Raw genomic sequence first — 24439 nt, 5'->3', positions numbered from 1 at the left:
TCAGTCGTCGGTGGTGACCTACCCGATCAAGTGGCCCAGCCCCCACGCAGCGGGCCCTCGTTCCGACAGGCCGTAGAGCGCTGGCGTGCGTGATGGCGGAGAAGCCGCGGGACCGGCTGTTTACGGTGATCATGTGAGGACGTCCCCCGAGCCCGAGCCGAGTTGGAGCCGGTGCCCACCCGCGTATGGTCCTGCCGGACGGGCAGGAGATCGTGGGGCGCCTTTACGCGCGCCGACAGCTTCCGGAGGGCTGGGCCTACCTCGTCTCCATTACGGTCTACCAGAACACCACCGGCGGGCACGTCGAGTACCGGATGTGGCTCCGGCCCCAGGACCACCTGAGGCCGGTCAACGGTGTGCCCTCAGGGACCCGTCGTGCTCGCGCAGAGTTTTGAGCAGGCCCGGGGCCCGTTCGGCGAGCAGGCCGGTCACGGCGGTGACATACGCGTGGGCCGTGCCGACGGATATCCCGAAGCGGGACGCGATCCGGGTGAGGGTGTCGTGGCGGCGCAAGTACACCAGAGCGACGAGCGCCCGCTGGTGCGGCAGGAGTTGGTGCGGCAGGAGTTTCACCATCGGTCACCCTCGCGGGTGACCGATGAGCATTGTGACCCACTGAGCTCTTTCAGAGCCGCCACTGATCGAGTGACGGGCAGGCGTCCCACAACGCACAAGGCTCCTGTGCCGTTGAGAGGGGCGTTCGACGTCTCGACTCATCGGCGCAGGAGCCTCGTTGGTTCCATATCCTGCCGCGGTCGACCTGCCTTACGCACTGGTCGAGTGGGTATCCATGCTCATCGTCACCCGTGAGGGTGACCGACGCTGCAAGCTCCCGCCCCACCAGCGGGCCCTCGTCGGCCTGATCTACCTCCGCCGCCACGACACGCTCACGCAGATCGCCGCCGGCTTCGGCATATCCGTCGGCACCGCCCACACCTACGTCACGGCCGTCGTCGGGCATCTGTCCCGGAAGGCACCCGGCCTGCTGCGGGTCCTGCGCGAGACGGATCCTGACCACATCCTGCTCGGCGGGACGCTCGCCGAGTGCGACGGCGTCAGCGACAGCCGGGCCGACTTCTCACAGAAGCACACCGCGGTCACGGCGTGAACGTGCAGGTCGTCGCCGATCCCGCGGGCAACCTGCTGTGGATCTCGCCCGCGCTGCCCGGCCGCACCCACGACCTGACCGCGGCCCGTACCCATCGCATCATCCGGATCTGCGAACGCCAGGGCGTCCCCGTCCTCGCCGACCGCTCCTACATCGGCTCCGGCCCATGGGTGACCACACCCATCAGACGGCTCCCCGGCCGGGACCTCACCACGACCCAGCGGACGATCAACCGGGCCCTGTCTGCGGCACGAGCACCGGTCGAACGAAGCATCGCAAGGCTGAAGACCTGACGCATCTTCCGCAAAGCCCGCTGCAGCCCCAACCGCATGACCGCCATCGCCGCAGCCATCCTCACCCTGGAGCGTCAACGCTGAAAATGCTCACTCGACGAGGGCATGCGGGAGGTCGAGTGCGGCAGAGTAGGGAACCAACAAGGCTCCTGTGCCGGTGGGTTGAGACTTCGAACACCTCCCCTAACGGCACGGGGGCCTTGTCCGTTGCGGCCCTCACCTCAACCTCACCGGCGTCACCCGATCAGTGGCCACGCTGAAAACGCTCACTGTCTCAGCCGGACTCACGCGCCTACTACGACAGGAAACGCCGCGAGGGGAAGCACCACGTCGCGGCCCTCGCCTGCCTCGCCCGACGCCGCACCGACGTCCTCTTTGCGATGCTCCGCGACGGCACCTTCTACCAGCCGCCCACGCCTACTACGGCTTGACGAAAACCATAGGGGCGCTTTTTCCGGGTCGCCGGGGAGGCGGTTGTACCACCGCACGGGCCGGCCGGTGAGAGCTGCCAGAGCGTCCAGGAACCCGAGGAGCCAGCGGGCCACGGTCGGAGTGAGCCCGAGGCGGACGTCCCAGTCGTCTGCCTGGGCCTCCTCGATGACCCAGGCGACGTCGAAGACCGGAGGCGCCGCGCTGCTGAACAGGTACAAGGTCCGCGTTATGGCCCCCATCCGATCACACGGACTCGCCCCCGGTTCACGGGAGTCGGGGACATGGCTGCGTAGGTCATAAGCAGGAACGCGATGATCGCGAAGATGTTGATGAGAAGTAGAAACAGGGACGCCGACGTAGGGGGCTTCGTGCTGGACCGCTTGGGATTTTCCATGAGAGATGATCCCTCATGACAGAGTTTCGTTGAACTGTCGCTAGCTCAACGGGCTCAATACATCACCGCGCTCGATGTGGATTGGGGTGACCACATCATGATCGACAGAGCCTCGCTGCGTACAGAAACGAATCTACGTTCAGTCTCGATGACTCTGAAACAGCAGGCAAACCTGAGGATATCTGCCGTAGGGAACAAACTGTTCCTTAGGTTTTCCTGCCCTGTGTTCTCACTATTGCATGGCCAGCTGAGACTCGATAGCATTGATGATCTCATCCGACTCTGGAGCGACTTTTGGCCTGAACCTGCCCACCACGGCACCCGTTCGGGAAATTAGAAACTTTTCAAAGTTCCATTCGATATCTCCCGCCACTCCCCCGACGTCGGGCTCATTTGCCAGTTGCGCGAAGAGCGGATGGCGCGATTCCCCGTTTACCTCAATCTTCTCAAAGATTGGAAATGATACACCATAGACGGTGGAGCAGAAATCAATGATCTCTTTCATGGTTCCAGGCTCTTGCCCCATGAACTGATTACACGGAAAGCCGATCACGGTAAAACCGCGGTCATTGAAGCGCTGCTGTAGCTTTTCGAGCCCGGCATACTGGGGCGTTAGGCCGCATTGTGATGCCACGTTCACGATGAGGAGAACCTGGCCGGCATATTGGTCAAGCGAAGTGACCTCCATCTGCGCGTTTACGAGTGGAAGGCTGATTATACTCACTTCCCCCCCCTTCCTGCGCCCGCGAAGTGGCGACGGATCTTATCGATGTTGTCGGCAACGGTTTCTTTGAAATACTTAACCAAGATCGTTTCGTTAGCCCCAGAACCTACCGAGAACGCGACGTACCATTCCCAGAAGGTGAGCTCGGGATGCGTGGTTACTTCTTTGAGAGCGTACGAGGCTTGATGGTTCTCGATTCCGATGTCGTTCTGGGTAACTCGGTAGCTGAGCTTCCGGGAGGCTTCACATCGCCCCGTCACCTCCTGCCGCACGACGTGCCCTGATGGAAGGCTCTCATGTATGGGGTTGAGCTGCATGGTACTCGGAATCGAATCAGGACCGCCTCGACCTATCCAAATCAGGTCGTACGCTTGCTGATTGGCGACCATGATGATGTCAACGAGGTGAGCCAGATCCCTCATTTCAGCCCATACGACATCAACTGGAGCTTCGATTATAGTTGAGTTATACAGAACGTAGCTGGATTTCATTCACTACTCCACTTCCCAGTATCGAGCTTTGCTTGCCAGATCAGAATCTTGTTCTGTGCTGATGCTCGAACTTCCATTCGCCGGATCCTGCGAGTTTCATAATGTTCGTGATGCGGTACTGGACTACATCCAAAGCCCCTTCAGCGCACCTTCTGCTGACGAGAGAGCTCGTAACCAGCAGGACCGCGCCTTGCGCAAGCGAAGTAGATGACTCAAGTGTCACCTCCCAGGAAAAAGCAGCCCCAGCTTTGACGTCTTGGATTATCGGCCCGAAATCAACCTGGACATCCTCGATGGATTTGGCGATTCCTTCCGCGATTTCACAGAATCCAGGGCTCGCGAATGGAGCTATGTCACGCTCGAATATGAACTCTCCAGCATTAATGCGCTGAGTCGCCCGCTCTACCATTCTGCAGTAGGTGGCGAACGCAGCAAGAGCCTCATCGTTCATACCTTGTCCTAGGCCGGTGGCGGAGGTTACATCTCTTTGCATCTGGGAAGTCATGGGACTCAACACGAGCACCTCCGACTCCTCAAATGACGAGATCGACTGAGCAGGGCGCACTTCTCCAGGATCATGTCGCAGAGTGCAGTTACGCTCGGATCTCCAGAGAAGCTTCCGACCATGCGCACGAGGGCGGCGGGGCCCTGCGATGGGATTTCATACTTCATCGGCTTCCTAAACGATCTCGGGACTTGCAGCTTTTTCAGCAAGCAATCTCTCGATGTGCTCGCTGTAGCTGCGAATGGTCGGGTGCGCGAACAAATCGACTATGCGGATTTCCGGCAGGGGAAAACAGGAAACGGTAGCGTGGTGAATCTGAGCGACCTGAATGGATGCTCCCCCGATGTCAAAGAAGGGCTCATCGATCCCGATCACGTCGACAGAAAGCACCTCGCGCCAGATGCCAGAAATTACCTGCACAATCTGTGGTTCGCAGGAAAGCTCTCTGCTGGCCGTTGCCTCCAAGAGTGGCTTGGGCAAGGCCGGTACGTCGATTTTTCCATTGACCGTCATAGGGAATTCAGAAAGCCTGGTGTGGACCCTCGGTGTCATATAACTCGGCAGCTTCTGCGCAGCGATCGCCGTCAGGTGGCCAGGATCGACATCGACTCCGGGTCGCGATGTGTAGTAGGCAGCCAAATAAGGGCGGCCGGGCTCGTCTTCCCGCCGAATGACCTTCACCTCGACTAGGGAGGGATGGCTCCGAAGGGCTGCCTCAATTTCTTCAAGCTCGACACGGTATCCGTGGATCTTAACCTGGCTGTCTACTCGTCCGTGAAAGGTAAGAGTGCTGTCGGCGTTGAGACAAGCCATGTCTCCTGTGCGGTAGTAGCGCACACCGGCTTGTTGGGTGTCATATATGAAGCGTTCAGCGGTCGTAACGGGAAGCCCCAGATAGCCGGCGGCGACGCCAGGCCCGGCGATGCAGAGTTCTCCGACCGTTCCAACGGGCACGGTCTCGAACTCTGGGCTCACGATGCGAATGCGCGTGTTGGGTGTCGGGATCCCGATCGGAACTGGGCTCGTAACCTGTTCTGATTCCGTGAGTACGTGGTAGGTCGTGTGCACCGTGCCCTCAGCGGGCCCGTAGCAATGCACGAGGCGCAGGCCGGGGTTGGCTTCCAGGGCAACTTTTGCCGTCTCTGCACTGAGAGCTTCCCCACCAACCATCACAGTGTGGAGGCCGGCGAGACAGCGCGGGTCCTCCTGGACCCTGCTATGGAAGAGCGCTGTCGGTAGATGAGCGTGAGTTAGCCCTTGCTCGGCTACCAGCTCAGCGATTTGCGCGGCTGTCATGCCTGACTGTGTGGCAACCACCAGGGACGCGCCAGTACCGAGTGTGGCCCATATCTCGAATGTTGCAAGGTCGAAAGAGATGGACGCGCCGTGGAGGTTCCTGGAGTCAGGCGTGAGCTCTGCGTATCCCGCTCCGCGAACCAAATCCACGACATTGCCATGCGTCACTTCTACGCCCTTAGGACGGCCCGTTGAACCGGACGTGTATATCACATGGGCTATGTCTTCGCTACGCAGGGATACAGAAAGGGGAGTGACAGGGAAAGAAGCGATGAAGTCCGCATTCTGTTCAAGCAGTTCAGGTGTGATATCGATAATCACGTCAGCGTTCTGCGTAATGTAGGCGCGGCGCTTGGAAGGGTACGAGGGATCGACGGGTACGTACGCCGCGCCGTTCTTCAGTACAGCGAAGAATGATATCAGTGCGTCGATGCCCCGGGGGAGCGAGACAGCAACTCGAGATCCAGGCTCGACGCCGATTTCGGCAAGGTAGTTGGACAGTTGGTTGGAGCGTTCCGCGAACTGTCGGTATGTCAGTGATTCACCTGCGCATGTGATTGCCACGGCATCAGGTGTCTCAGACACCCACCTGTCCACCATCTCGTTGACTGTGCAGGGACCGTGGGATGTCATGGACATTCCTGCAACATCGCTGAACGATGTTCCCGACCCACAAGACTCCAAGCCGTCGAGAGGGGCGTCCGGGGCCGAGATAGCGGAATCGATTATCTGCAGTAGATCAGCGAGGAACTTTTCGATGCGCTCCTGGTCGAATAGATCTGTCCGATACTCTGCGTTCAGTCCGAGACTGCCATCAGGGTGAGGTATCAGGCTGACTGTCAGATCGAACTTGGAGATCTTGAGGTCGAAGTACTCGAAAGAGGCTTTCGTTTCCCCGAGGGAGAACTCATGGCGGTACACATCCTCGGGTACCAGACACACCTGAACGAAAGGAGTCGATTCCCTGCTATCCACTCCCATCTCTTCTGCGATCATGGAAAATGGGAGGCGCTGATGACTGTATGCATCGGAAACTGTTTGCTGGGTCCGGAGCAATAGGTCGCGGAAAGTCCGAGTGTTGGTGATCTCCGACCGAATGGGCAGCATATTAACGAAGTATCCGACAGTCCGTGCAACCGATGGCTCGTCCCGCCCAGAGACCGCAGTCCCCACTACGACATCCTGCGTGCCGCAGTAGTGTGAAAGGACCATATGCAGGGCTGCCATTAGAGCTGTAAAGCGGGTCACACCAGTTCGTTTAGCGAGTATGTCCAGCCGGTTTACCTGCTCAGCAGATAGGCATGACCTGAACAGAGCACCCTCGCCGGAGAAATCATCTCGGCGGCGTTTGCGATCAGTAGGAATTTCCAGGTAAGGAGAGAGTCCTTCAAGCCTGGCTTTCCAGTACGCTACTTCAGCCCGCAGATGGCCCGCCGATATGAGCTCATGCTGCCATACAGCGAAATCCGAGTACTGAGTCTCGGGAAAAGTCAGAGAAGGCTCATCTCCGGATTCCAGGATTCCTGTATAGATCTGGGTAATCTCATCGAAGATCACATCGGCTGACCAGCCGTCCATTGACGAATGGTGAGTCGAAATGATGAGAACGTGGTTCTTCTCGGCCACCCTGATGAGAGCTGCTCGCAGGTGAGGGCCACCCTCCAGAACGAAGGGCTGCCGCACGAAATCACGAACTGTGGCTTCTAGAGCATTTTCCGTGCCCTGTGCAGCTTCTGGAAGGTCGATTCGTACAAGTTTCACAAAACCGGGATCCTCGATGATCTGACGCAGTACACCCTTCTGCATAACAAGTGACGTACGGAGCGCTTCATGCCGCCTAATCAGGGCAGTGAGAGCACGTTCCAGTGCGTCGGGTGCGACATCTCCGGAAAGTCGTAGGGCAATGACTTCATTGTAGAGGGGGCTCCCGGGGTGCAATTGGTCATGGAACCAGAGGCCATGTTGTCCGTAGGAGGCAGGTGCCGGTCTCTGGGATACTTCTCTGCGCAAGGCAGGGGCGCTGGAGACTGTGGCCGGCAACTGTGGGTCGCGGACACGACGGGCCATAGAAATGATGGTGGCACCGCCGATCAATTCTGCGATCGGAAGTTTCACGTTGAACCGCCGGAACACCTCCGCAACGATGTGCATGGCGCCGAGCGAGTCCCCTCCCAAACTCAAGAATGTCTCGTCTAGACCGATGTCACGGGTGCCAATGACACGGGACCATATCTCAACGAGATGGCCCTCGATGCCGGAATGTAGTGGTCCAGGTGAAGTGCTTTTCACTGGCAGGGGAAGAGCACCTGGATCCACCTTCCCGGTTACTGTAAGGGGAAGTGATTCCAGTTGCACAAACTCTGCCGGGACCATGTATCCAGGAAGGCCCTCCCCGGTGTAGACGCGCAGTTCAGCATCGTCTATTTGACTTCCTGGCACCGCAGCACAGTACGCCACCAGCGCCTTCTCGCCAGCAGTTGCTGTCGGCTCAAAAGCGGTGACATGGACAGCCGCGACGTGAGGATGGGTCAGAATACGTGCTTCAACTTCGCCTGGTTCAACACGGTAACCGCGGATCTTAACCTGCCGGTCAATGCGACCCAGGAATTCAAGATCACCATCAGAGTTCCAGCGGCCAAGGTCTCCGGTTCTGTACAACAACGAACCAGATCCCAGGGGATCTTGCAAAAAACGTTCCCTGTTCAGTTCCGGGCGATTTACGTATCCCTTTGTCAACCCCGGCCCACCGAGGCAGAGTTCGCCTGCAGAGCCTTGCGGAACCACGTCACCGTTCCTGTCTACCACGCAGGCGATCGTGTGCGGGGTCGGTCGGCCGATGGGCACCGGGCTGGGTACCTCTCCAGGCGCAGTCATGACATGAAAGGTTGAATATACAGTGGTCTCGGTCGGACCATATCCGTTAACTAGACGTAGGCCAGGGCTGAGTGCGAGAACATTTCGCGCATGCTCGGGATTGAGAACCTCGACTCCAACCATCAGGCTTCGAAGTGAGGCAAAGCTTTCCGGGGCCTCTTCTGCTTGGCGATGAAACAGGGAAGCCGGAAAGACAGCATCTGTTACCTCATATTTCACTAGAGCTTCCTGAAGCTCGGAACAGCTGAGGAGGTGAGGCCCGGGAATTACCAGTTGCCCTCCGAAGATCAGGGGGGTCCATATTTCCATGCCGGCGACATCGGACGAGAGGGAAAATATGTGGAGAAAACGAGTGGTTGAATCCAGCTTAGTGTATTCGGCCTGGGTGACCAGGTCGATTATGCTGCTCTGAGCAATCTCCACACCCTTCGGCTGACCCGTGGAGCCTGATGTGTAGATCACGTATGCCGATTCATCCCCATCTGGGATGTAGCCAGGATTATATGAAGGGAAGCTCCGTATACGAGCACTCTCTCTGCGCAGAAGACTTTCCGAAATGCAGAGCTTGATACCAGAGTCTTCGGCCATGAAATCGCGTCGCTCTGCAGGCAGGTTCGGGTCGATCGGAACGTAAACCGCCCCGGCCTTCAGGATGCCAAGAATTGCAACCACGGAATCCGGGTGCCGGGGAAGTGACACCCCAATTCGGGCTCCCTTCTTCACTCCTTCGTGAGTCAGATAGTTCGCCATCCTGTTTGAAAGGTTGCGCAGCTCCGCGTATGAAAGCGTTCCATCGGGAGAAATAACAGCACAATCTTCCGCAGCCGAATCAGCCCAACGGTCTACTAGATGCGGGAGGAAGGGCGCAGAAGCTTGGGCGGAGGTGTAGGACACGTTCATGTGCGGTGGCTTCCAATCGAGGAATCATTGGATGGCGACAGGGTCGGTATACCTGAAAGCTCGTAAAGATCGCAACTTTTGATCTGCTTGAGTAATTTTCCCAGCAGTTTATGAGTATCGAGCAATCAAGCGCTGAGGGCGTAGGTAACGAACGATGAGGGTACTTTTGTTTCCCGTACAGGGGACTCGCACTACGCAAAAACTGAAGCAGTCTGTCCGAGGTCAGCGGCGGCACCGCGCACCGAGCTGATGTCCGGTCTGCTGGACCGGGCGGCCGGCGTGAGTGGCCTGGGCGGCCGCCGGCTCGTCAGCGCCTGGCTGCAGTTGCTGATCGTGGGCGATACGGAATGAACAGATGGCTATTCGGTCGGAATCTCCGTCCGGTGCTGATGGAGGAATGTCCACACGTCTGGGGCACTCCTGACGAGAAGGTTGGTGATTCGGTACCGCTTGACGTCCACGGGGCCCTCGCCGGATTCAAGGGAGACCTGGGCATTGGTGATCAGCAAGACGATGTCCGGTGTGAGGTCGCGGGCGTCCTCGAGTTGCACCGACCACGAGAAGGTCGCGCCGGCGGCTGTGGCGGCGATGAGCGGGGTGAAGGTCTCCCTCACTCCAGCGAGGCCGATGGCCTCTCCGGCCACGATTTCGATGAAACGTTCGTCGAGGTAGGGAGCGATGTCCGCGGAGAAGTCGAATGTGCCTTGGCTGAGTCGTTCGGTGACACGGGCGGCGAGCTGCCGATAGGTGGCGAAGGCCGCCATTCCACCGCTGGGGATTCCGTCGGATGTGGTTGGCGAGGCGGGCTGCTGAACTCCACGGTTGAGAACCCTCCCGTTGCCGCGACCGGCTGGTGCGCTCCCTGTCGTTTCAGACTGACGGTGCGCCAGGAGCCGTCGTGGTACTCCAGGGCCAAACTGAGCTGCAGCCCCTGAATGAGTACGCCTTGGCCGGATACTTTGCCCCCGTGGTTGGTGGTGATGTAGGCGCAAGCAGCGGATCCGTCGGCGAGCACGTGGGTGCTCAACCGTGTGATCTCGATGTCGGTGTCTTCGATGGCAGGGAACTGACAGGCGAGAGAGGTTTCGCAGTCGCTGCTGCCAAGGAAGCGAAGGCCTTCCTTGAGGTCTGGCACGTCGAGTTCCTCATCACCACGGGTGAAGAGCTGTCGCAGCGTGTTCAGGTCGCGTGCCTGGTATGCGTGCAGGAACTGCTCACAGAGGGAATGGATCTCACTGCTACTCATGCGTGCGTGCCCTCCGCCGTGCTGGACCGAGATGTGCGGGATGCCTGGATCTGGGCGGTCATGGGAGTGAGGATGCGTTGGCTGCCGATTTCGTGGAAGTCCGGATCGAGATCGGTGATGGCTCGTTCGACGGATTTCCGCCACAGAACGGCGCGACACAGCTGGTCGGTGAGTGCGGCGGGTATGTCTCTGCGGATGTGGGGTTGGGCAGTGGCATTGGCCAGTACCGGGATGGCAGGTTCTCGCAGGACCACAGTGCGCAGCAGGGTGCTGAACTCGTCAGCCGCAGGCTGCATGTAGCGGGAGTGGAATGGGCCGCTGACGTTGAGCGGGCGTATCGCTCGGGCGCCGTGAGCGAGGAGGACGGGGGTGAGTCGTTCCAGTTCCTCGTGTGGCCCGGCCAGTGTGTGGTTGCGTGGAGTGTTGGCGGCAGCCAGGTCGATCTGCTGGAAGTCTTCGGTGGTGAGGAGTGCGAGCAGGTCTGGTTCGGGGATTCCGACGACGGCAAGCATGCTGCCGCCTTGGATGCGGGCCATCGCGGCGGCACGGGCGGCGACCAGGCGCAGACCGTCGCCGAAACTGAACACTCCTGCCGTCTCAAGCGCGCTGTACTCCCCCAGGCTGTGCCCGAGAACGATGCTAGGACGCTGCCCGGTCTCCTCGAGATGCTGGCGGGCGGCAAGGGCGTTGACGAGATAGATCGAGGGCTGGGCGTAGGCAGTGCTGCTCAGCGGTCGCTCCGGATCGCCCGCACACAGACGTGTGGTGTCGTAGCCGAGGACGTCGTCTGCTTCCCGCACGAGTTCGGGGTACCGGTCGAGGAGGTCGCGGCCCATCCCCGGATGCTGGATGCCCTGACCGGCGAACAGCCATGCCAGGGGCCGGTTCCCTGGCACCGAGGTCGGGGCTGCTGTCGGCCAGTCCTGGAGGGACCGGGCAGCGGTGGGCGAGGAGCCCTGGAGGGACCGGTCATAGGCAGCTGCCAGAGCGGGAAGGTTGTCGGGGTGGAACATGCTGAAGTGGTCGCCCGGCACCGTAGTGAAGGTCAGGTCACCCGTCAGATAGGGCTGCCAGTCGTCTGCCGTGAGAGTGGTGGTGGGCAGCAGGCTGTTGCTGTTGGTCGGCAGAGGCTGCCGAGCAGCGAGAAGATGGACCGCTCCTCCGTAGGAACTGGGACGGTAGGTGCTCAGTGCATGGGCACAGTTGCGCCAGGTGTCGTAGAGCTTCCGGAGTTCCCGGATGGTGGCTGGTGTCCAGTCCGGCTGACTGACCGACGCGATCGCTTCCTCCGGGGTATGCGGTTGCGCACCATCTGATGCTGGTTGCGGCACGCCCAGGGTGAGTGCCAGCAGAGAGGGAAAGGCCGCTAGGAATTCGTCTTCGTGGAAGGCGGGCGGGTGTGCCTGCGGAGGCAGGGTGTCGAAGAGGATGACCTGGTCGACCTCCTGGCCGGCCTGCGTGAGCAGGTGTGCCATTTCCAGGGCTACGGTGCCGCCGAGTGAGTAGCCACCGATCCGATAGGGCCCGTGGGGGCGAACGGCACGGATGAGGGTGACGTAGTGCTCGGCCATCTCGGAGATCGTGGTGAGCGGTTCGTTCAGGCCGCTGGGGTAGGAGATGCCGTACAGCGTGCTTGAGTCGGTACTGTGAGATGCCAGAGCGTGGGCGAACATCGCCGTGCCCCCGGACGGGTGTACGAGGAAGATCTCTCGGCCGGGCGTCCCCTCCCTCACCAGGTGCAGCGTCTCTGCGGAACTGACCTGTGGCAGCGTCTGGGCTTGATCGGTCTGGGACCATGCGGCTAGCTGTCGTGGGGTTCTGAGTCGCGTGAACTGGGCGTGGGTTACCGATATGCCCAGCCGTCTCCGGAGGGTCTCGACCAGGTTGACGGCCATGAGTGACTCGCCGCCGGCAGCGAAGTAGTCGTCATCCGGAGCCATGGAATCGACGCCGAGGTTCGCGCGGAACGCCTCCACGATGTCGGTGAGGAGGTTCTCGCCGGCGCTCTGTTGCCGGAGCGCGTCGGCTTCACGTGCTGCCGCTGGTGCGTCGATCCAGTGGCGGACACGATGGAACCGCATTCCCGGGAGCCGGATCTTCCGCGCCTCCCCCACCTCGCCCAGCGGCATGCCGTGCGCAGGAGCGCCACCGAGCCAGGCCTTCACCCGACTGTCCTCGGTCATCTGCTGCTGACCGTCCTGCAGGTCACGCAGTGCCGACACCGTGTCTGCGAGCGTTGCGGCGATGACCGCGCCGCGCTGTGGAAGCGGTTCCCGCCCCGTGGCCAGGGTGTAGGCCAGATCGTCCAGTCGAACACCGGGGTTTCGGTCCAGGTGGTCCGCCAGATCGCAGGCCATGCCCGCAAGACGCGCCTCGTCCGGGCTGGAGAGCAGCAGAAGGTAGTCGCCACTCGGCTGCATCGCGCGCTGTGCGGCTGGTGGGGGTGTGGTCAAGACACAGTGGGCATTCGTCCCGCCGATGCCAAGTGAGGTCACCGCGGCAGCGCGCAACGGTCGATCAGCACAGTGGTAGGGCTGGCCGTGGATGGTGAACGGGGTATCGGGCAGGCCGAGTTCCGGATTGGGCTCGGAAAAGTTGATCTGCGGCGGGATGATCTGGTGGTGCAGGACGAGCGCGGCCTTGAGCAAGCCGGTGACACCGGCCGCAGCGTCCAGGTGACCGATGTTCGCCTTGATGCTGCCCAGAGCAACCTGCCGGGCGGCATCCGCCGGATCGGATGTCTCGGTGTAGGCCTGGGTCAGGGCGGCGACCTCAACGGGATCTCCCAGAAACGTGCCCGTTCCGTGCGCTTCGACGTACCCGATCTCCGACGCCGTGACCCCGGATACCGACAGCGCCTGCCGAATGACCTCGACCTGTCCGGCCACACCCGGCGCCGTGTATCCCGCCTTGACCGAACCGTCGTTGTTCACCGCCGAGCCTGCGATGACGGCGTATATGTGGTCGCGATCCGCCAAGGCCTGGTCGAGGCGCTTCAGGACGACCACTGCGCAGCCGCTGCCGCGTACCATGCCGGACGCGGCGGCATCGAAGGGCCGGCAATGGCCGTCCGCGGAGAACGTTCCGCCCTGCTGGTACAGGTACCCGGCGGTCTGTGGGGTGAAGACGCTGACTCCACCGGCCACGGCCACCTCGCACTGACCGGAGAGTACGGCGGCTCGGGCCAGGTCGACCGCTACCAGAGAACTGGAGCACGCAGCCTGCACAGACACACTCGGGCCCCGCAGGCCCAGCCGGTAGGAGACCCGGGTAGCGAGAAAGTCCTTGTCGTTGCCCAGCAGCACCGGATACGTATAGGCCTGGCCATGGAATTCCGGCGACGGCAGTACGTGATGCAACAGGTACGAGCTCATGCTCGTAGAGCCGAACACCCCGATGCTTCCCTGGCAGGAAGCCGGCGGCGTCCCAGCGTCCTCCAGCGCCGACCAGACACACTCCAGAAAGAAGCGATGCTGCGGATCCAACAGCCTCGCCTCCGCCGGTGCGATTCCGAAGAAGGCGGCATCGAACTCCTCAACCCCGCTGAGGTCGGCCGCATACGGACGGTACTCCGGATCCCTGATGTGGTTCTCAGGAACGCCGGCAGCCTTCAACTCCTCAGGGCTGAAACGCCGGACCGCCTCGGTTCCGTCCAACAGCATCGACCACAACTCATCGACACCGTCGGCACCGGGGAACCGGCCCGCCATACCCACGACCGCAACCACATCAGATGCAGGCATTGAATCTGCCACCTACTGCTTCCTGTTTCTCTTGCGGCCATCGAGCCGCCAACGTGCACATGCGAGCGCCGCCAGGGCGACGGGTGGATGAGGGGTCGAACGACCGGCAGAGCATGTGGAGCACAGCCAGATCACCGGCGGCGCCAAGCACCTGAGGGGGAACCTCGGCAGACCGGTGTCAAGCTCCGGCAGTCGGGAGACCGGTCATTGACGCCGTGGGCTGGGATACGACTTCGTGACAGTTGGCCCTAACAGCGATCACTGGGGAGTGGCCCTCACCTGTCACGACCGGCACCTGTCCCTGAGGGACAAAGGAACCGGCATGCCGAGCGGCATGCGAAGCAGACGGCTGGTCATGCGATGGCGCTACATCCCCGTCTCAGCCAAACGAATAGATCTTGCCACTATCGTGACTCAAGACCAGCCCACCTCAAGTGAGTAATCGATACTCAAAGGATGGCTTTTCGGTCTTCTGTGGTCCTATTGGTACGCATGGGGCTGAAGAGCACTACGGGGTAGCCAACACCCTTCGGATGCCGGACGAGGATGTAGTTGGCATGTGAAACGACCTCGGACTCTGGAGAGTGGACCGGCCGGCTGGACCCAGCGCATAGCAGCTGCGCGAGCAGGGAGCCATGCCAACTACAGGCCGATCAATCCTGGCAACTGCGCCCCACACCCGCCCGTGGAACAGGCTCTACGCCTGCCGGCGCAATCACCGAACACGCCCTGACACCCATGGCCGCCGCCGGACGGCAAGTGGCCACACGAGGGTTCGCCAGCCCAGACCAGCCGCCTCGACGACCGCACCGACCGGCCTGTTCTCCGGCCGCGCCTGCTCCCCATGTTCGCGAGATTGACCAGACTCGCAGTGAGGGTGGGCGTGCATGGTAACAAGTGTTACCATGCACGTATGGCGAAGACACAGCTGGGCGCACGCGTGGATGAGGATGTCGCGGAGCTTGCGAGGAGCCGTGCTGCCGATCTGGGCCTGAGTGTCGGGGACTATCTCGCCCGGTTGGTGCACGACGATGCCAGTGGGCTGCGTGCCCGGGCTGTGGACGCGGCCGCCCGGTTCCTGACCGAACATCAGTCGGTGTTCGATGAGGCCGAGCAGAATCAGCAGGTATCTCGGGGATCGCGCGCGGCCTGATGGAGCTGCACATCGACGTTCCCTGGATCCTGCAGGTCACAGAGGCCGCGGGAGCCGATGACCCGGCTCCCGACGACTACGGAGTCCCGGTCTCAGCTGTTGCCCGGCATCGGGCCGAGCTGTTCGAGCAGCCTGTCTACGACGGCCCCTACGCCAAAGCGGCTGCCCTGATCCACACGCTGGGCCGGTGCGGGTGGCTGGAGCGCTCCAACCTCGCGGTGGCTGCGGCCACGGGCGTCATGTACCTCGAGGCCGCCGGGATCTCGGTCAAACCGACCCGCAACGACGCCATTGCGCTCAAGGACCTGCTCCTCGATCCCGCTTGCACCTGCGGCCAGATCGCCGCTCTCCTGCGCACGTGGCCAACCGCCAGTTGACACCCTTCAGCGCACTGCGCGCTCCTGTACCACGACCCGTGGTCGCCGCCGACATGTCGCCCCCGCTCAAGATCTCCTGGGCGCGGGGGCGGTGAGCGGGAGGGCCGACAGCGGCCAGCGCCCAGCCGCAGCAGCGGCGCTACCAGAACTGTCCAGGAGCGGGATGGTCGGCGCGCGACACAGATCGCTCAGGCGGGCCGCTGGCACTGCCGGGTGATGGTGAGGCGCGTCTCGGCGACGGCGTGGTCTCGAATGTCCCCACACCCAGGACATCGAACGTGAGCAGACCGAGATCCTCCGCGCTTGTCAGTTCGGACCATCGGATACTGGTCCTGCGCGGTGGGCTGCACCGGCAGCCGTTCCAGACGATGCTTCAACGGTTCAGCCGTGGCTACGAACAGATTCTGGTCGACCACCGCCCCAGCCCGAGCGACCCGGCGAAGGCAGCGCGGGTTCGGGAGACTGACCTGCAGCGCAGCCCAGGCCGGGCCGGGGACGGCGCCCACGAGCGTGGCCACCGGCACGCAGAGGAGCGAGGCCGAGCGCCGGTGTCAGGACACGTTCGTCAATCGCTTGATGACGAATACGCCTTCGAGGCAATAATTGTTGTCCTTGTATCCAATTACCCGAGCCCCATCCCCATTGGAGGTCCCGAGTTCGTAGCTCTCCTCGCCGAAAGGGGACTGCGTATAGATGTCACCGCCTCCACCATTAGGTGCACCGGCAGGATCATTGAATCCAATGTAGCTGCGCCCAGTAGTGGTTCCTTGAGCGCTTGTCCCGGTTACTATGTGGCCACCAATGTGGTCACCTTCCGCGTCATAATGCCAGAGCCTGGGCAGCAGCAAGTTCTTCCCGTATCCGGCAGCGCCCAACTCGGCCAATTTGCGTCCTGGGTTCGATTCCTCCGAGAGGTCTACATAGGAAGCCTCGAGGTGTGCTTCATACCCTTTATCTTCGAACTGTTCATTCATCCCGTCGACAGCGTCGTCCGGATCCGTCCCATTCCCGAACAAACCACCGGTGTCCATGAGATCACCCATGCGAGATATCTTGCTGGTGACTGCGCTGTAGTGTGGTTCTGCGTTGCTTTGAGGGTCATAGTCGCCGACGAGGATGTTGGAATATCCGTGCCTGTCGAGCCAAAACATCGCATTCACCGAAGACGTGGGCGAAGGTTGCCGAAGGGGCGACGATGCCACCGCTCAGGTTCGATTCGGATTCTCTGTCACTTGTGGGGAATGGCCGCGGTGCCGTCGGCTCCCCCACCCCAGGGTCGGCCACGATCACGATGTCGATAAGGTGGAGATGGCCCTGGTTCGGGTCCCTGCTGCCGCACGCCGGTCGGGCTCGTGGTGGTGGCAATATCTGCGGGCCACGGCCACGCCCAGGCGGACTTCGGACCCGGCACTGGCTCGTTGCCTGCTGAGATGGACCGCGGAAGTCTGAACCGTTCCTCACTGTTTGTGCCAGCACGTTTGAACGTCCGCCAGCCTCTGGTCGGCAAGAGAGTGTGTACCGGTCGGGGGCGCGGGTCGCCTCACAGATCGTTCAGCCGCGATCGAACGAACTCGCCCATGACCGCATTCCAACCCAGGTCACCAGCCGTGAGGGCGTGAGGAACCCTGGGCCATGCCACGAAAATGAGTAGTGACTACCTCACACCAACAGGCAAGCGTCGCGTTGAATGACTGAGGCAGATCACAGAGTGTGTTCCCCGCCTCTTGTCTCTGTTTCGGAAACAACGTGGCTGACAAGGAGTCAGGTGAGAGATAGTGACGGACACTGCAGGTTCGATCGGCACGCCTGATTTCGATGACGACAACGTCGAGCAGAAGAAGAGTTCCCGCGCAGGCAGGAATTTCAAAGATAGGGGAAATCTGAGCCGTTTCGCGCTCTTCTGTCGCCAGATCGTCGCGGAACTCCGCAAGGTCGTGTGGCCAACGCGCAGTCAGTTGTCGACATACACCACTGTCGTGATCGTGTTTGTCGTCATAATGATCGGACTTGTCACTGCGATTGACTATGGCTTTCAGGTAGCAGCCCCGTTCATCTTCGGCTAACTCTTCTACCTGCTCTATATCGCAGGACGAGGGGCGAGCAGTCGATACCTGCGACGACGCTGAACCTCGCGCAGCGCCCCAAAACGCTTCGACCAGTGAAGACACCGCAAGCCGGGAATCCCGAGGCCGACCCCGCTGATGCTCCGGACTTATCCCTCACCATCGTGGCGTTGTTGTCGCCCCCTGCTCTAGATGGCTTACCTCATTGACGCCGAAGGCGACCGCAGCCAGAGTGGGCGGGCTGAGGTGGGAGACGGGCGCACCAGGGACTCCCTCCATCGAGGTGGGGTAATCCCCCCGTTACCTTTTTCGTGGCTCTGCAATGGTGCTTCCGGCCTTCAGGTCCGGCATGACTTCCCCCTCCTGTTGTCGATGATCCGGGGGGTGGTGTCACCGGGCCTGGAGGCATCGACGGACCGCTGATGAGGGGCTTGAGCACCGGTTTCGCCCAAGCCGGAAGAGCTCTCCGTAACGTGGATGTGGCAGCTCGGTGCCGTGGCAAGGCCGGACGAGAGCGTGATGGAGGGGCCTGCACGTGATCGAGACCGGCGACATCGACGTCTTCCTCGGCCTGGATGTCGGCAAGGGCGAACACCACGCCACCGCCGTCACCCCGGCCGGCAAGAAGGCGTTCGACAAGCGCCTGCCCAAGCTCCGCGAACTGTTCGCGAAACTCCGGGCCAAGCATGGAACGGTGCTGGTCGTGGTCGACCAGCCGGCCTCGATCGGCGCCCTGCCGCTGGCGGTCGCGCGGGACATGGGCTGCCCGGTCGCCTACTTGCCGGGCTGACGATGCGGCGGATCGCCGACCTCTGCCCCGGGCGAGGCCAAGACCGATGCGAGAGACATCGCAGACGCGGCCCGCGCGATGCCGCACACGCTGCGGGCGATTGACGGCGAGGACGAGACGATCGCCGAGCTGGAGATGATCGTCGGGTTCGACGACGCCTGGCCGACGAAACCACCCGCGTCGCGAACCGGCTACACGGCCTGCTGACCCAGATCCATCCGTCTCTGGAACGGATCCTGGGACCGCGGTTGCAGCACCCAGCCTTCATGGCCTTGCTGGAGCGGTTCGGCTCACCGGCACAGATACGCAAGGCGGGCCGTCGGCGGCTGGTCACGCTGCTGCGGCCGAAGGCGTCGAGGATGGCCGAGCGGCTGGTTGAGGAGATCTTCGCCGCGCTGGACGAGCAGACCGTCATCGTTCCAGGGACCGAAGCGGCCACGTTCATCGTCCCGAGTCTGGCCGGATCGCTCGGCGCCATACTCGATCAGCGCCACGCTGCTGGCCGGGCCAATCGAGGAACTGCTTGAAGACCACCCTCTTTCGAAGGTCCTGACGTCCATGCCGGGCGTCGGCGTCAGGACCGGAGCCCGCATCCTGATCGGGTCGGCGACGGCAGCACCCTCCCGACCGCCGGCCACCTCGCCGCCTACGCAGGACTCGCCCCGGCAACCCGGAGCTCAGGTTCATCGATTCGCGGTGAACAGCCCTTCCGGAGAGGAAACAAGCAGCTCAAACGGGCTTTCTTACTCTCCGCGTTCGCCGCACTGGGATACCCGGCATCTCAGGCCCACTACGACAAGAAGATCGCCCAGGGCAAGCACCACAAGCCCTGCTCTGCCTCGCCAGGCGCCGGGCCGACGTCCTATTCGCAATGCTCCGCGACGGAACCTTCTATGAACCGCAGCCGTCGGCCGCAGTCAGTTGACCTGCGGGTCTGCGAGGAGGACGACTCGTTCGGCCTCGACGTCGAAGCCGATCACCGGATGGCCATCGTCGCCCTCCGGGTCCATCAGCACGGGCTTGCCGAGCAGCCGGCCGATCTCTCGGAGGAAGTCGCATGACACATCCAGTCGCTCCTGGCCCTGCAACTCGCGCAGGTCGACGTCGAAGTCGACTTCATCGGCGGCATGGAAGCGGAAGACCGCCAACACATATGCAGTCGGCCAGACCCGCAGATCCGGACACTCGGCATCCGCCAGGCGGGACAGCACAGCCTCCGCCCGGGGCACTGGAAGCACCGTCTCTCCCTCGGAGTACTGGCACTTCCAGCCCTTCTCCGCGACAAGATCAAGGCCGCCTGCCAGTCCTCCACCGAGGCATCCGGGACACGCACGTCCGGCAGCGACCCCACCAAGTCAGGGTCGAAGAAGCACTTCACGTCAGCCCACAGCAGATCAGCCACCCCGCCATGCTGCCCCGGCTCACCAACTCCCCCCGGAACAGGAGGCCGGTGGTGGACGGCAGCCCCGCCGAACAGCAGCCCTGTTGGCAGTCCGCCTTCGGGCAAGGCACCGCGCACTCAGGCGATACCCAGGCAGGAGGGCACCATCCAGCAGGCCGCGAGGTTGATCCAGCCGAGCATCGCGGGGCCACCTAAGCCGAAACGGATCAGGACGACCTGGCGTACGACAGCGAGCGGCCAGAGCAGGTGGACCCAGGTAATCAAACAGGTCGCCGCCATCAGCGCGGCAAACACCAGCAGGAACCACAGTGGAGAGGACACCAGGTTGAGCAGCCCATGGTCTGAGGGGAGACGCCAGCGGCCCGCAGGCAAGCGTGGCGACGGCCCACAACGCGAGCAGCCTGCTGCGGGGCAGGTCAGTCGCCACATGCGTGCGGCGGCCACGGACGGTAGCTGATCCCCCGGGCCCGGGCTCGTTCGGGCGGCTCCCCCCAGCGGTACGGCCGCCGACGAAAAGGCCAGCGTCGAGAGACCCTGCGCAATGGAGCCAACCACCGCATGTACGCCAACGGGCTGGTGGCGCGTACGTCTCCCGAATAGTCGGCCGTGACGGCCATCACAAGCCAATGGCCCAGCACCACACCCGCGACGCCACGGCCCGCAGGGCGTCGACGGCGCGGTCGCGGTCTGGCGGGGTAGCTCGCTCCACGCGCCTGACGAGGTGGGCCACGTCAGACATGGAGGGCCTCCGGTCGTGGGTCGAGGACGATGCGCGCGAGGTTACGCAGGGACGTGGAGCCGGGCCTGAAGGAGTCGCTCTGGCCCCCTTCACCGGCGGGGAAGCGATGGGTGTTGAAGTCCTCGGAGACGTGGTTCCGGCCGAAGCCGAGGCGGCCGTCGCCCGGGAGACCGATTCTCAGATGCGGGACTCGAGCGATCCAGTCCGTGGCGCCGCAGCCCGCTCAGACACGTGCGGGGGTGTGCAGGGCCACCATGCTGTTCGCCGCGGCGTCGGGGCGTCGAACGGCGCGATGTCGGTGACCGTCAGCCCAGGGGCGGCGCGGCCGCAGACGACGGCCCGTAGGAGTGGCAGAGGAGTGTGACCTCGGCCTGCGGGTTCATCCCGTGCACCCTCGCCACGAAGTCCTGAAGTGGGGGCGCGGCGTCACGGGCGCGCGCGTCGGTGAGTACGTCCGGGCCGGTGATGCCGGGAGTGTCGTAGCCGAGCCACGTGACGCGGTCGCCGGGGCGAGCTGGGCCGAGGGGCGCCGGAATCGGGTGCCGACTCGCGGCAGTCACGGGCAGGACCACGGCTGCAACGAGCAATAACACGGGCGCCGCACGGTACAGACGGGACGACGGGAACCTGACGGCGGTCCTTCAGATCGGATCTCGAAGCCTTGGGCGGTTTCCGGCGCCCCGCGGTCTGTCGGCGGCTCGGTCGGAGGGGCGGAGCGGCGCCTCAGTTACCCGGCCGTTCAGGAACAGCCGCCCCGGGGCGAGGAAGTCGAGAAGGATCTGCCGACTGTTCTGCGAGGTGCGGCTGCCGTAGGCGTCGTCGAAGGCGTACTCGGCGAAGCCTCGGGGCGGGTGCCGTGATCGCTGTCGCCGACGACCAGCAGCATCCATTGCAGTCCCTCTCGGACGTCGTTGGTCGGGGAGACCTCGCGGTAGCCCTGGGGGCTTCCGGGGTGGGTCCTTCTGCGGCTCGGATCATGCCGTTCTGGAGCCGGTAGGCGGTGCTCATGGCGAGGGTGCCGCCGGCCGACATGCCGCCCAAAAGGATGCCGGAAGGATCGATCCCGTACGCGTCCGCGTGCTCCTGCACCCAGCGCAGCGCGGTGAGCAGGTCCTGAGGAGCGGTGGTCCAGGTGGGGTGGCCGGATGTGGCTAGGGTGTAGTCGACGGCGATGGTGGCCACGCCGTGTCCGCCAGCCAGCGCCCGATACCGCGCTGGCCGCTTCTGTCGAAGGTGTGGAACCCGCCGGCGTGAGCGAGGAGAACCGCCGGCACCTTGCCGTTCCTGCCGTGTGCGAGCAAGTACACGTCCGCCTTCAGGGCACGGCCGTTGCGCGTGGCGTACACCTGAGTGGTGTCGGGAGCGACGTCCGGGTACCCGATCTGGCTGAAGATCTCACCGAAGGGGACACACGGTTCGCGATATATCCCGTCCTGCGCACCGCCCACATCGCGGGGAACGACTGACGCTCGCCACGCCGACGACTGCGAGCTGGGCGGGAACGGCCTGAGTAGTGGAAGGCGGTGACATCTGCCGTCGGCCGACCAGATGTTGCCAGGTGGCCGTCTACTCCCGCACCAACCTCACCTCTCGGCGAACGCTCAGCTCATCACCGACGCGGGCAGTCGGCCACCTCAGAGTGTGGCCGACTGCCCAAAGTCACCAGAGAACGCGCTCGGGTCAAGGGAGGATCGCCCTCTCAGTGGCTTGGAGGTAGCATCCCTCGTTTCCTCCTGAGCACGGATGAGTATGGCCTACTCCAAAGGCGCATCCGCCGGAAAGTGCTTTGCCGCCGTGACCGTGACGCGAGCTGCGAGGACGCCGACCTGACCGGACTCACGATGTGACAGATCTCCCACCTCGATCCGGGAGCAGTTCTCGCGGGCCGGAGGCATCGACGTCCAACCGCGGCGGATCCCGACGACATCGTGCACACGAGCGGCCTGAAGAAAGCCTTCGACCGAGTGCTGCACGGATCGGCGAGGAAGCGATGGAGTAGCGGCTACTCATGAATGAGCCTTGCTCGAGAGATTGAATCGCCCGACGTGCAGTCCGCGATTTTTGTCTGCATTCGTGCCGACGAAAGCTCGATCCTGAGCGCGGGGAGCACTGTCATTCACGTTTCGACATCTAGCTGTCTGCGCAATCGCGTGCAGCCCATGAGGAGGACCAAGCGCGTGGCCACGAGCGCCAAGCGGGCAAGGGCACGATTGTCGTTGCCCTTGCGCGACCGCCTGCGGCAGGAGTAGGGGCGACAGCGGCGAGATCTCAGGCGTGGCGTACGGCCAGGACGGCGACCCGATCCTGACCGGCGTCGAGGTCAAGAAGTAATCACCCAAGCGTAGTCCGCCTGCCGATGCGGGGCTGACGGGATGTCAGCCCCGCGTTCGGCGCCTTACGTATGTGGCTGGGGGGCCCTTCCACGACATTCGCGTACCCGCTCCGGGTCGCGGTTGCCGAGGGAGGGCCCGTCGGTTGCTGCTGTCATATTTCAACGGAGGCATGATGGGGCGCTATGTCGCACGACGACTGCTCCAGATGATCCCGGTTTTCCTCGGGACCACCCTGCTGATCTTCCTCATGGTCTACAGCCTGCCCGGCGACCCCGTGGCGGGTATGTTCGGGGACAAGGGCGCAGACCCCGCGACCCTCGCGAGGATCAGACACGATCTGGGACTGGATCTGCCGCTCTGGCAGCAGTACTGGAACTACATGACCGACATCATCCTGCACTTCGACTTCGGGACCCAGATCCGCAACGGGCGCCCGATCACCGAGGTCCTGGGTGAGGCGTTCCCCGTCACTCTGCAGCTCGCCGCTCTGGCGTTCGCGTTCGAGCTGGTCTTCGGCATCGGCCTCGGCATCATCGCCGGTCTCAAGGCCGGCCGTCTCGCCGACAACGCGATCCTGATCTTCACGCTGCTGATCATCTCGATCCCGGTCTTCGTCCTCGGCTTCATCATCAAGATGGTGTTCGCCTTCGAGCTCGGCTGGATCGAACCCAACGTCAGCAACGACCAGTTGGTGTCCGAGATGATCGCGCCGGCCATCGTGCTCGGCGGTCTCTCACTCGCCTACGTCGCCCGGCTCACCCGGACCTCCATGGCGGAGAACCTGCGCGCCGACTACATGCGCACGGCCGTCGCCAAGGGTCTGCCCCGCCGTCGCGTCATCGGCGTGCACCTGATGCGCAACTCGATGATCCCCGTGGTCACCTTCCTCGGCACCGACATCGGCGCCCTCATGGGCGGCGCGGTCGTCACCGAGCGCATCTTCAACATCAAGGGCGTCGGTGGCCTCATCGCCGAGTCGATCACCCGGCGTGAAGGGTCGACCCTGGTCGGCCTCGTCACGATCCTGGTGATCATCTACCTGGTCACCAGCCTGCTCATCGACCTGCTGTACGCGGTCCTGGACCCGAGGATCCGGTATGCCTGACGTGACCAAGACCGCGACCGCCGTCGAGGACGCCGTCGCGCTTCCCGCCGACGTGACTCCTCCGGCGAAGCAGGAGAAGGCCCGCAGCCTCTGGGGCGACGCCTGGGTCGACCTGCGCCGCAACCCGTACTTCCTCGTGGCGTCGGTGCTGATCTTCTTCCTGCTCCTCGTCGCCGCCTGGCCGAGCCTCTTCACGAGCGCGTCGCCCACCAAGGGCGACCTGGTGAAGCACTTCCTCGGCAAGCCGGAGCTCGGCAGCATCGGTTCCGAGGGCTGGCTCGGCTACGACGGCCAGGGCCGCTCCGTCTACGCCCGACTGATCTACGGCACCCGTGCCTCGATCATCGTCGGTGTGACCGTCACCGCGATCGTCACGCTCGTCGGCGGTGTGATGGGCATGCTCGCCGGCTACTTCGGCGGCTGGATCGACGCCCTGCTCTCGCGCCTGACCGACATCTTCTTCGGCATCCC

Annotated in this window: 16 protein-coding genes and 6 pseudogenes; 10 read left to right on the top strand and 12 right to left on the bottom strand. The window is 62.9% G+C overall.

The features are described 5' to 3' along the window. Window positions 1–372: 372 nt before the first annotated feature. Window positions 373–606, bottom strand: a pseudogene (locus tag AMK27_RS40475) (helix-turn-helix domain-containing protein); the annotation flags it as partial. A 127-nt stretch (window positions 607–733) separates the two neighbouring features. Here AMK27_RS40475 and AMK27_RS41530 point away from each other — a divergent pair. After that, a pseudogene (locus AMK27_RS41530) lies at window positions 734–1485 on the top strand (transposase family protein). 182 nt (window positions 1486–1667) lie between these two features. Then, window positions 1668–1832 (top strand): annotated as a pseudogene (locus tag AMK27_RS42230) (IS110 family transposase); the annotation flags it as partial. 627 nt (window positions 1833–2459) lie between these two features. Here AMK27_RS42230 and AMK27_RS40450 read toward each other — a convergent pair. The 6 genes from AMK27_RS40450 to AMK27_RS40410 form a co-directional block, all read right to left on the bottom strand. After that, window positions 2460–2951, bottom strand: coding sequence for a glutathione peroxidase (locus AMK27_RS40450; RefSeq protein ID WP_073919456.1), 492 nt, complete (start codon window positions 2949–2951; stop codon window positions 2460–2462). Further along, window positions 2948–3442 (bottom strand): SRPBCC family protein, encoded by a 495-nt coding sequence (locus AMK27_RS40445; protein WP_073919455.1) that lies wholly within the window; start codon window positions 3440–3442, stop codon window positions 2948–2950. The genes AMK27_RS40450 and AMK27_RS40445 overlap by 4 nt, the downstream gene beginning before the upstream one ends. 40 nt (window positions 3443–3482) lie before the next feature. After that, window positions 3483–3893: a hypothetical protein gene (locus tag AMK27_RS42565; protein WP_143204964.1), complete on the bottom strand. Its 411-nt coding sequence runs from the start codon at window positions 3891–3893 to the stop codon at window positions 3483–3485. Window positions 3894–4121: 228 nt separating this feature from the next. After that, window positions 4122–9017: a non-ribosomal peptide synthetase gene (locus AMK27_RS42560; RefSeq protein ID WP_143204963.1), complete on the bottom strand. Its 4896-nt coding sequence runs from the start codon at window positions 9015–9017 to the stop codon at window positions 4122–4124. Window positions 9018–9376: 359 nt separating this feature from the next. Next, window positions 9377–9781 (bottom strand): hypothetical protein, encoded by a 405-nt coding sequence (locus tag AMK27_RS40415; RefSeq protein WP_073919453.1) that lies wholly within the window; start codon window positions 9779–9781, stop codon window positions 9377–9379. A 478-nt stretch (window positions 9782–10259) separates the two neighbouring features. Next, on the bottom strand, window positions 10260–14018 hold the full coding sequence (locus AMK27_RS40410; RefSeq protein WP_143204962.1) for a type I polyketide synthase: 3759 nt from the start codon (window positions 14016–14018) through the stop codon (window positions 10260–10262). 901 nt (window positions 14019–14919) lie between these two features. On the opposite strand from AMK27_RS40410, the gene AMK27_RS40405 reads away from it, so the two are divergent. Further along, complete coding sequence (locus AMK27_RS40405) at window positions 14920–15159, top strand: hypothetical protein (RefSeq protein ID WP_073919450.1); 240 nt, start codon at window positions 14920–14922, stop codon at window positions 15157–15159. Further along, a complete protein-coding gene (locus tag AMK27_RS40400) occupies window positions 15159–15536 on the top strand; it encodes a fic family toxin-antitoxin system, toxin component (protein WP_073919448.1) in 378 nt (125 codons plus the stop codon). Before AMK27_RS40405 ends, AMK27_RS40400 begins: the two co-directional genes overlap by 1 nt. Window positions 15537–16087: 551 nt before the next feature. Here the strand turns inward: AMK27_RS40400 and AMK27_RS42555 are convergent. After that, the gene (locus AMK27_RS42555) at window positions 16088–16687 is read right to left on the bottom strand and encodes a hypothetical protein (RefSeq protein WP_143204961.1); all 600 of its coding nucleotides are present in this window, start codon (window positions 16685–16687) and stop codon (window positions 16088–16090) included. A 624-nt stretch (window positions 16688–17311) separates the two neighbouring features. Here AMK27_RS42555 and secE point away from each other — a divergent pair. From secE to AMK27_RS44645, 4 genes and pseudogenes are all read left to right on the top strand, one after another. Continuing rightward, window positions 17312–17599 (top strand): preprotein translocase subunit SecE, encoded by a 288-nt coding sequence (gene secE / locus AMK27_RS40395; protein ID WP_073919447.1) that lies wholly within the window; start codon window positions 17312–17314, stop codon window positions 17597–17599. Between the two features lie 535 nt (window positions 17600–18134). After that, window positions 18135–18596 (top strand): annotated as a pseudogene (locus AMK27_RS44655) (IS110 family transposase). Between the two features lie 59 nt (window positions 18597–18655). Continuing rightward, window positions 18656–18916 (top strand): hypothetical protein, encoded by a 261-nt coding sequence (locus AMK27_RS44650; protein ID WP_445194905.1) that lies wholly within the window; start codon window positions 18656–18658, stop codon window positions 18914–18916. 135 nt (window positions 18917–19051) lie between these two features. Continuing rightward, window positions 19052–19120, top strand: a pseudogene (locus AMK27_RS44645) (hypothetical protein); the annotation flags it as partial. 186 nt (window positions 19121–19306) lie between these two features. Here AMK27_RS44645 and AMK27_RS40385 read toward each other — a convergent pair. The 4 genes and pseudogenes from AMK27_RS40385 to AMK27_RS44640 form a co-directional block, all read right to left on the bottom strand. Then, a pseudogene (locus AMK27_RS40385) lies at window positions 19307–19791 on the bottom strand (hypothetical protein). 117 nt (window positions 19792–19908) lie between these two features. After that, on the bottom strand, window positions 19909–20112 hold the full coding sequence (locus AMK27_RS40380) for a hypothetical protein (RefSeq protein WP_073919445.1): 204 nt from the start codon (window positions 20110–20112) through the stop codon (window positions 19909–19911). A 723-nt stretch (window positions 20113–20835) separates the two neighbouring features. Then, window positions 20836–21090, bottom strand: coding sequence for an alpha/beta hydrolase (locus AMK27_RS40375; RefSeq protein ID WP_158076977.1), 255 nt, complete (start codon window positions 21088–21090; stop codon window positions 20836–20838). A gap of 163 nt (window positions 21091–21253) precedes the next feature. Further along, window positions 21254–21730, bottom strand: a complete 477-nt coding sequence (locus AMK27_RS44640) for an alpha/beta hydrolase fold domain-containing protein (RefSeq protein WP_079188821.1) — start codon at window positions 21728–21730, stop codon at window positions 21254–21256. Window positions 21731–23035: 1305 nt separating this feature from the next. On the opposite strand from AMK27_RS44640, the gene AMK27_RS40365 reads away from it, so the two are divergent. Together AMK27_RS40365 and AMK27_RS40360 are read left to right on the top strand one after the other, a co-directional pair. Next, window positions 23036–23968, top strand: coding sequence for an ABC transporter permease (locus AMK27_RS40365; protein WP_073909639.1), 933 nt, complete (start codon window positions 23036–23038; stop codon window positions 23966–23968). Further along, a partial coding sequence (locus AMK27_RS40360; protein ID WP_445194904.1) for an ABC transporter permease occupies window positions 23961–24439 on the top strand: 479 nt, incomplete at its 3' end. The genes AMK27_RS40365 and AMK27_RS40360, both read left to right, overlap by 8 nt.

This window comes from Streptomyces sp. CB02009 (assembly GCF_001905825.1).
GTDB lineage: Bacteria > Actinomycetota > Actinomycetes > Streptomycetales > Streptomycetaceae > Streptomyces.
The sequence above is the reverse complement of the archived record's forward strand: the minus strand, read 5'-3'. Positions and strand labels throughout refer to the sequence as shown.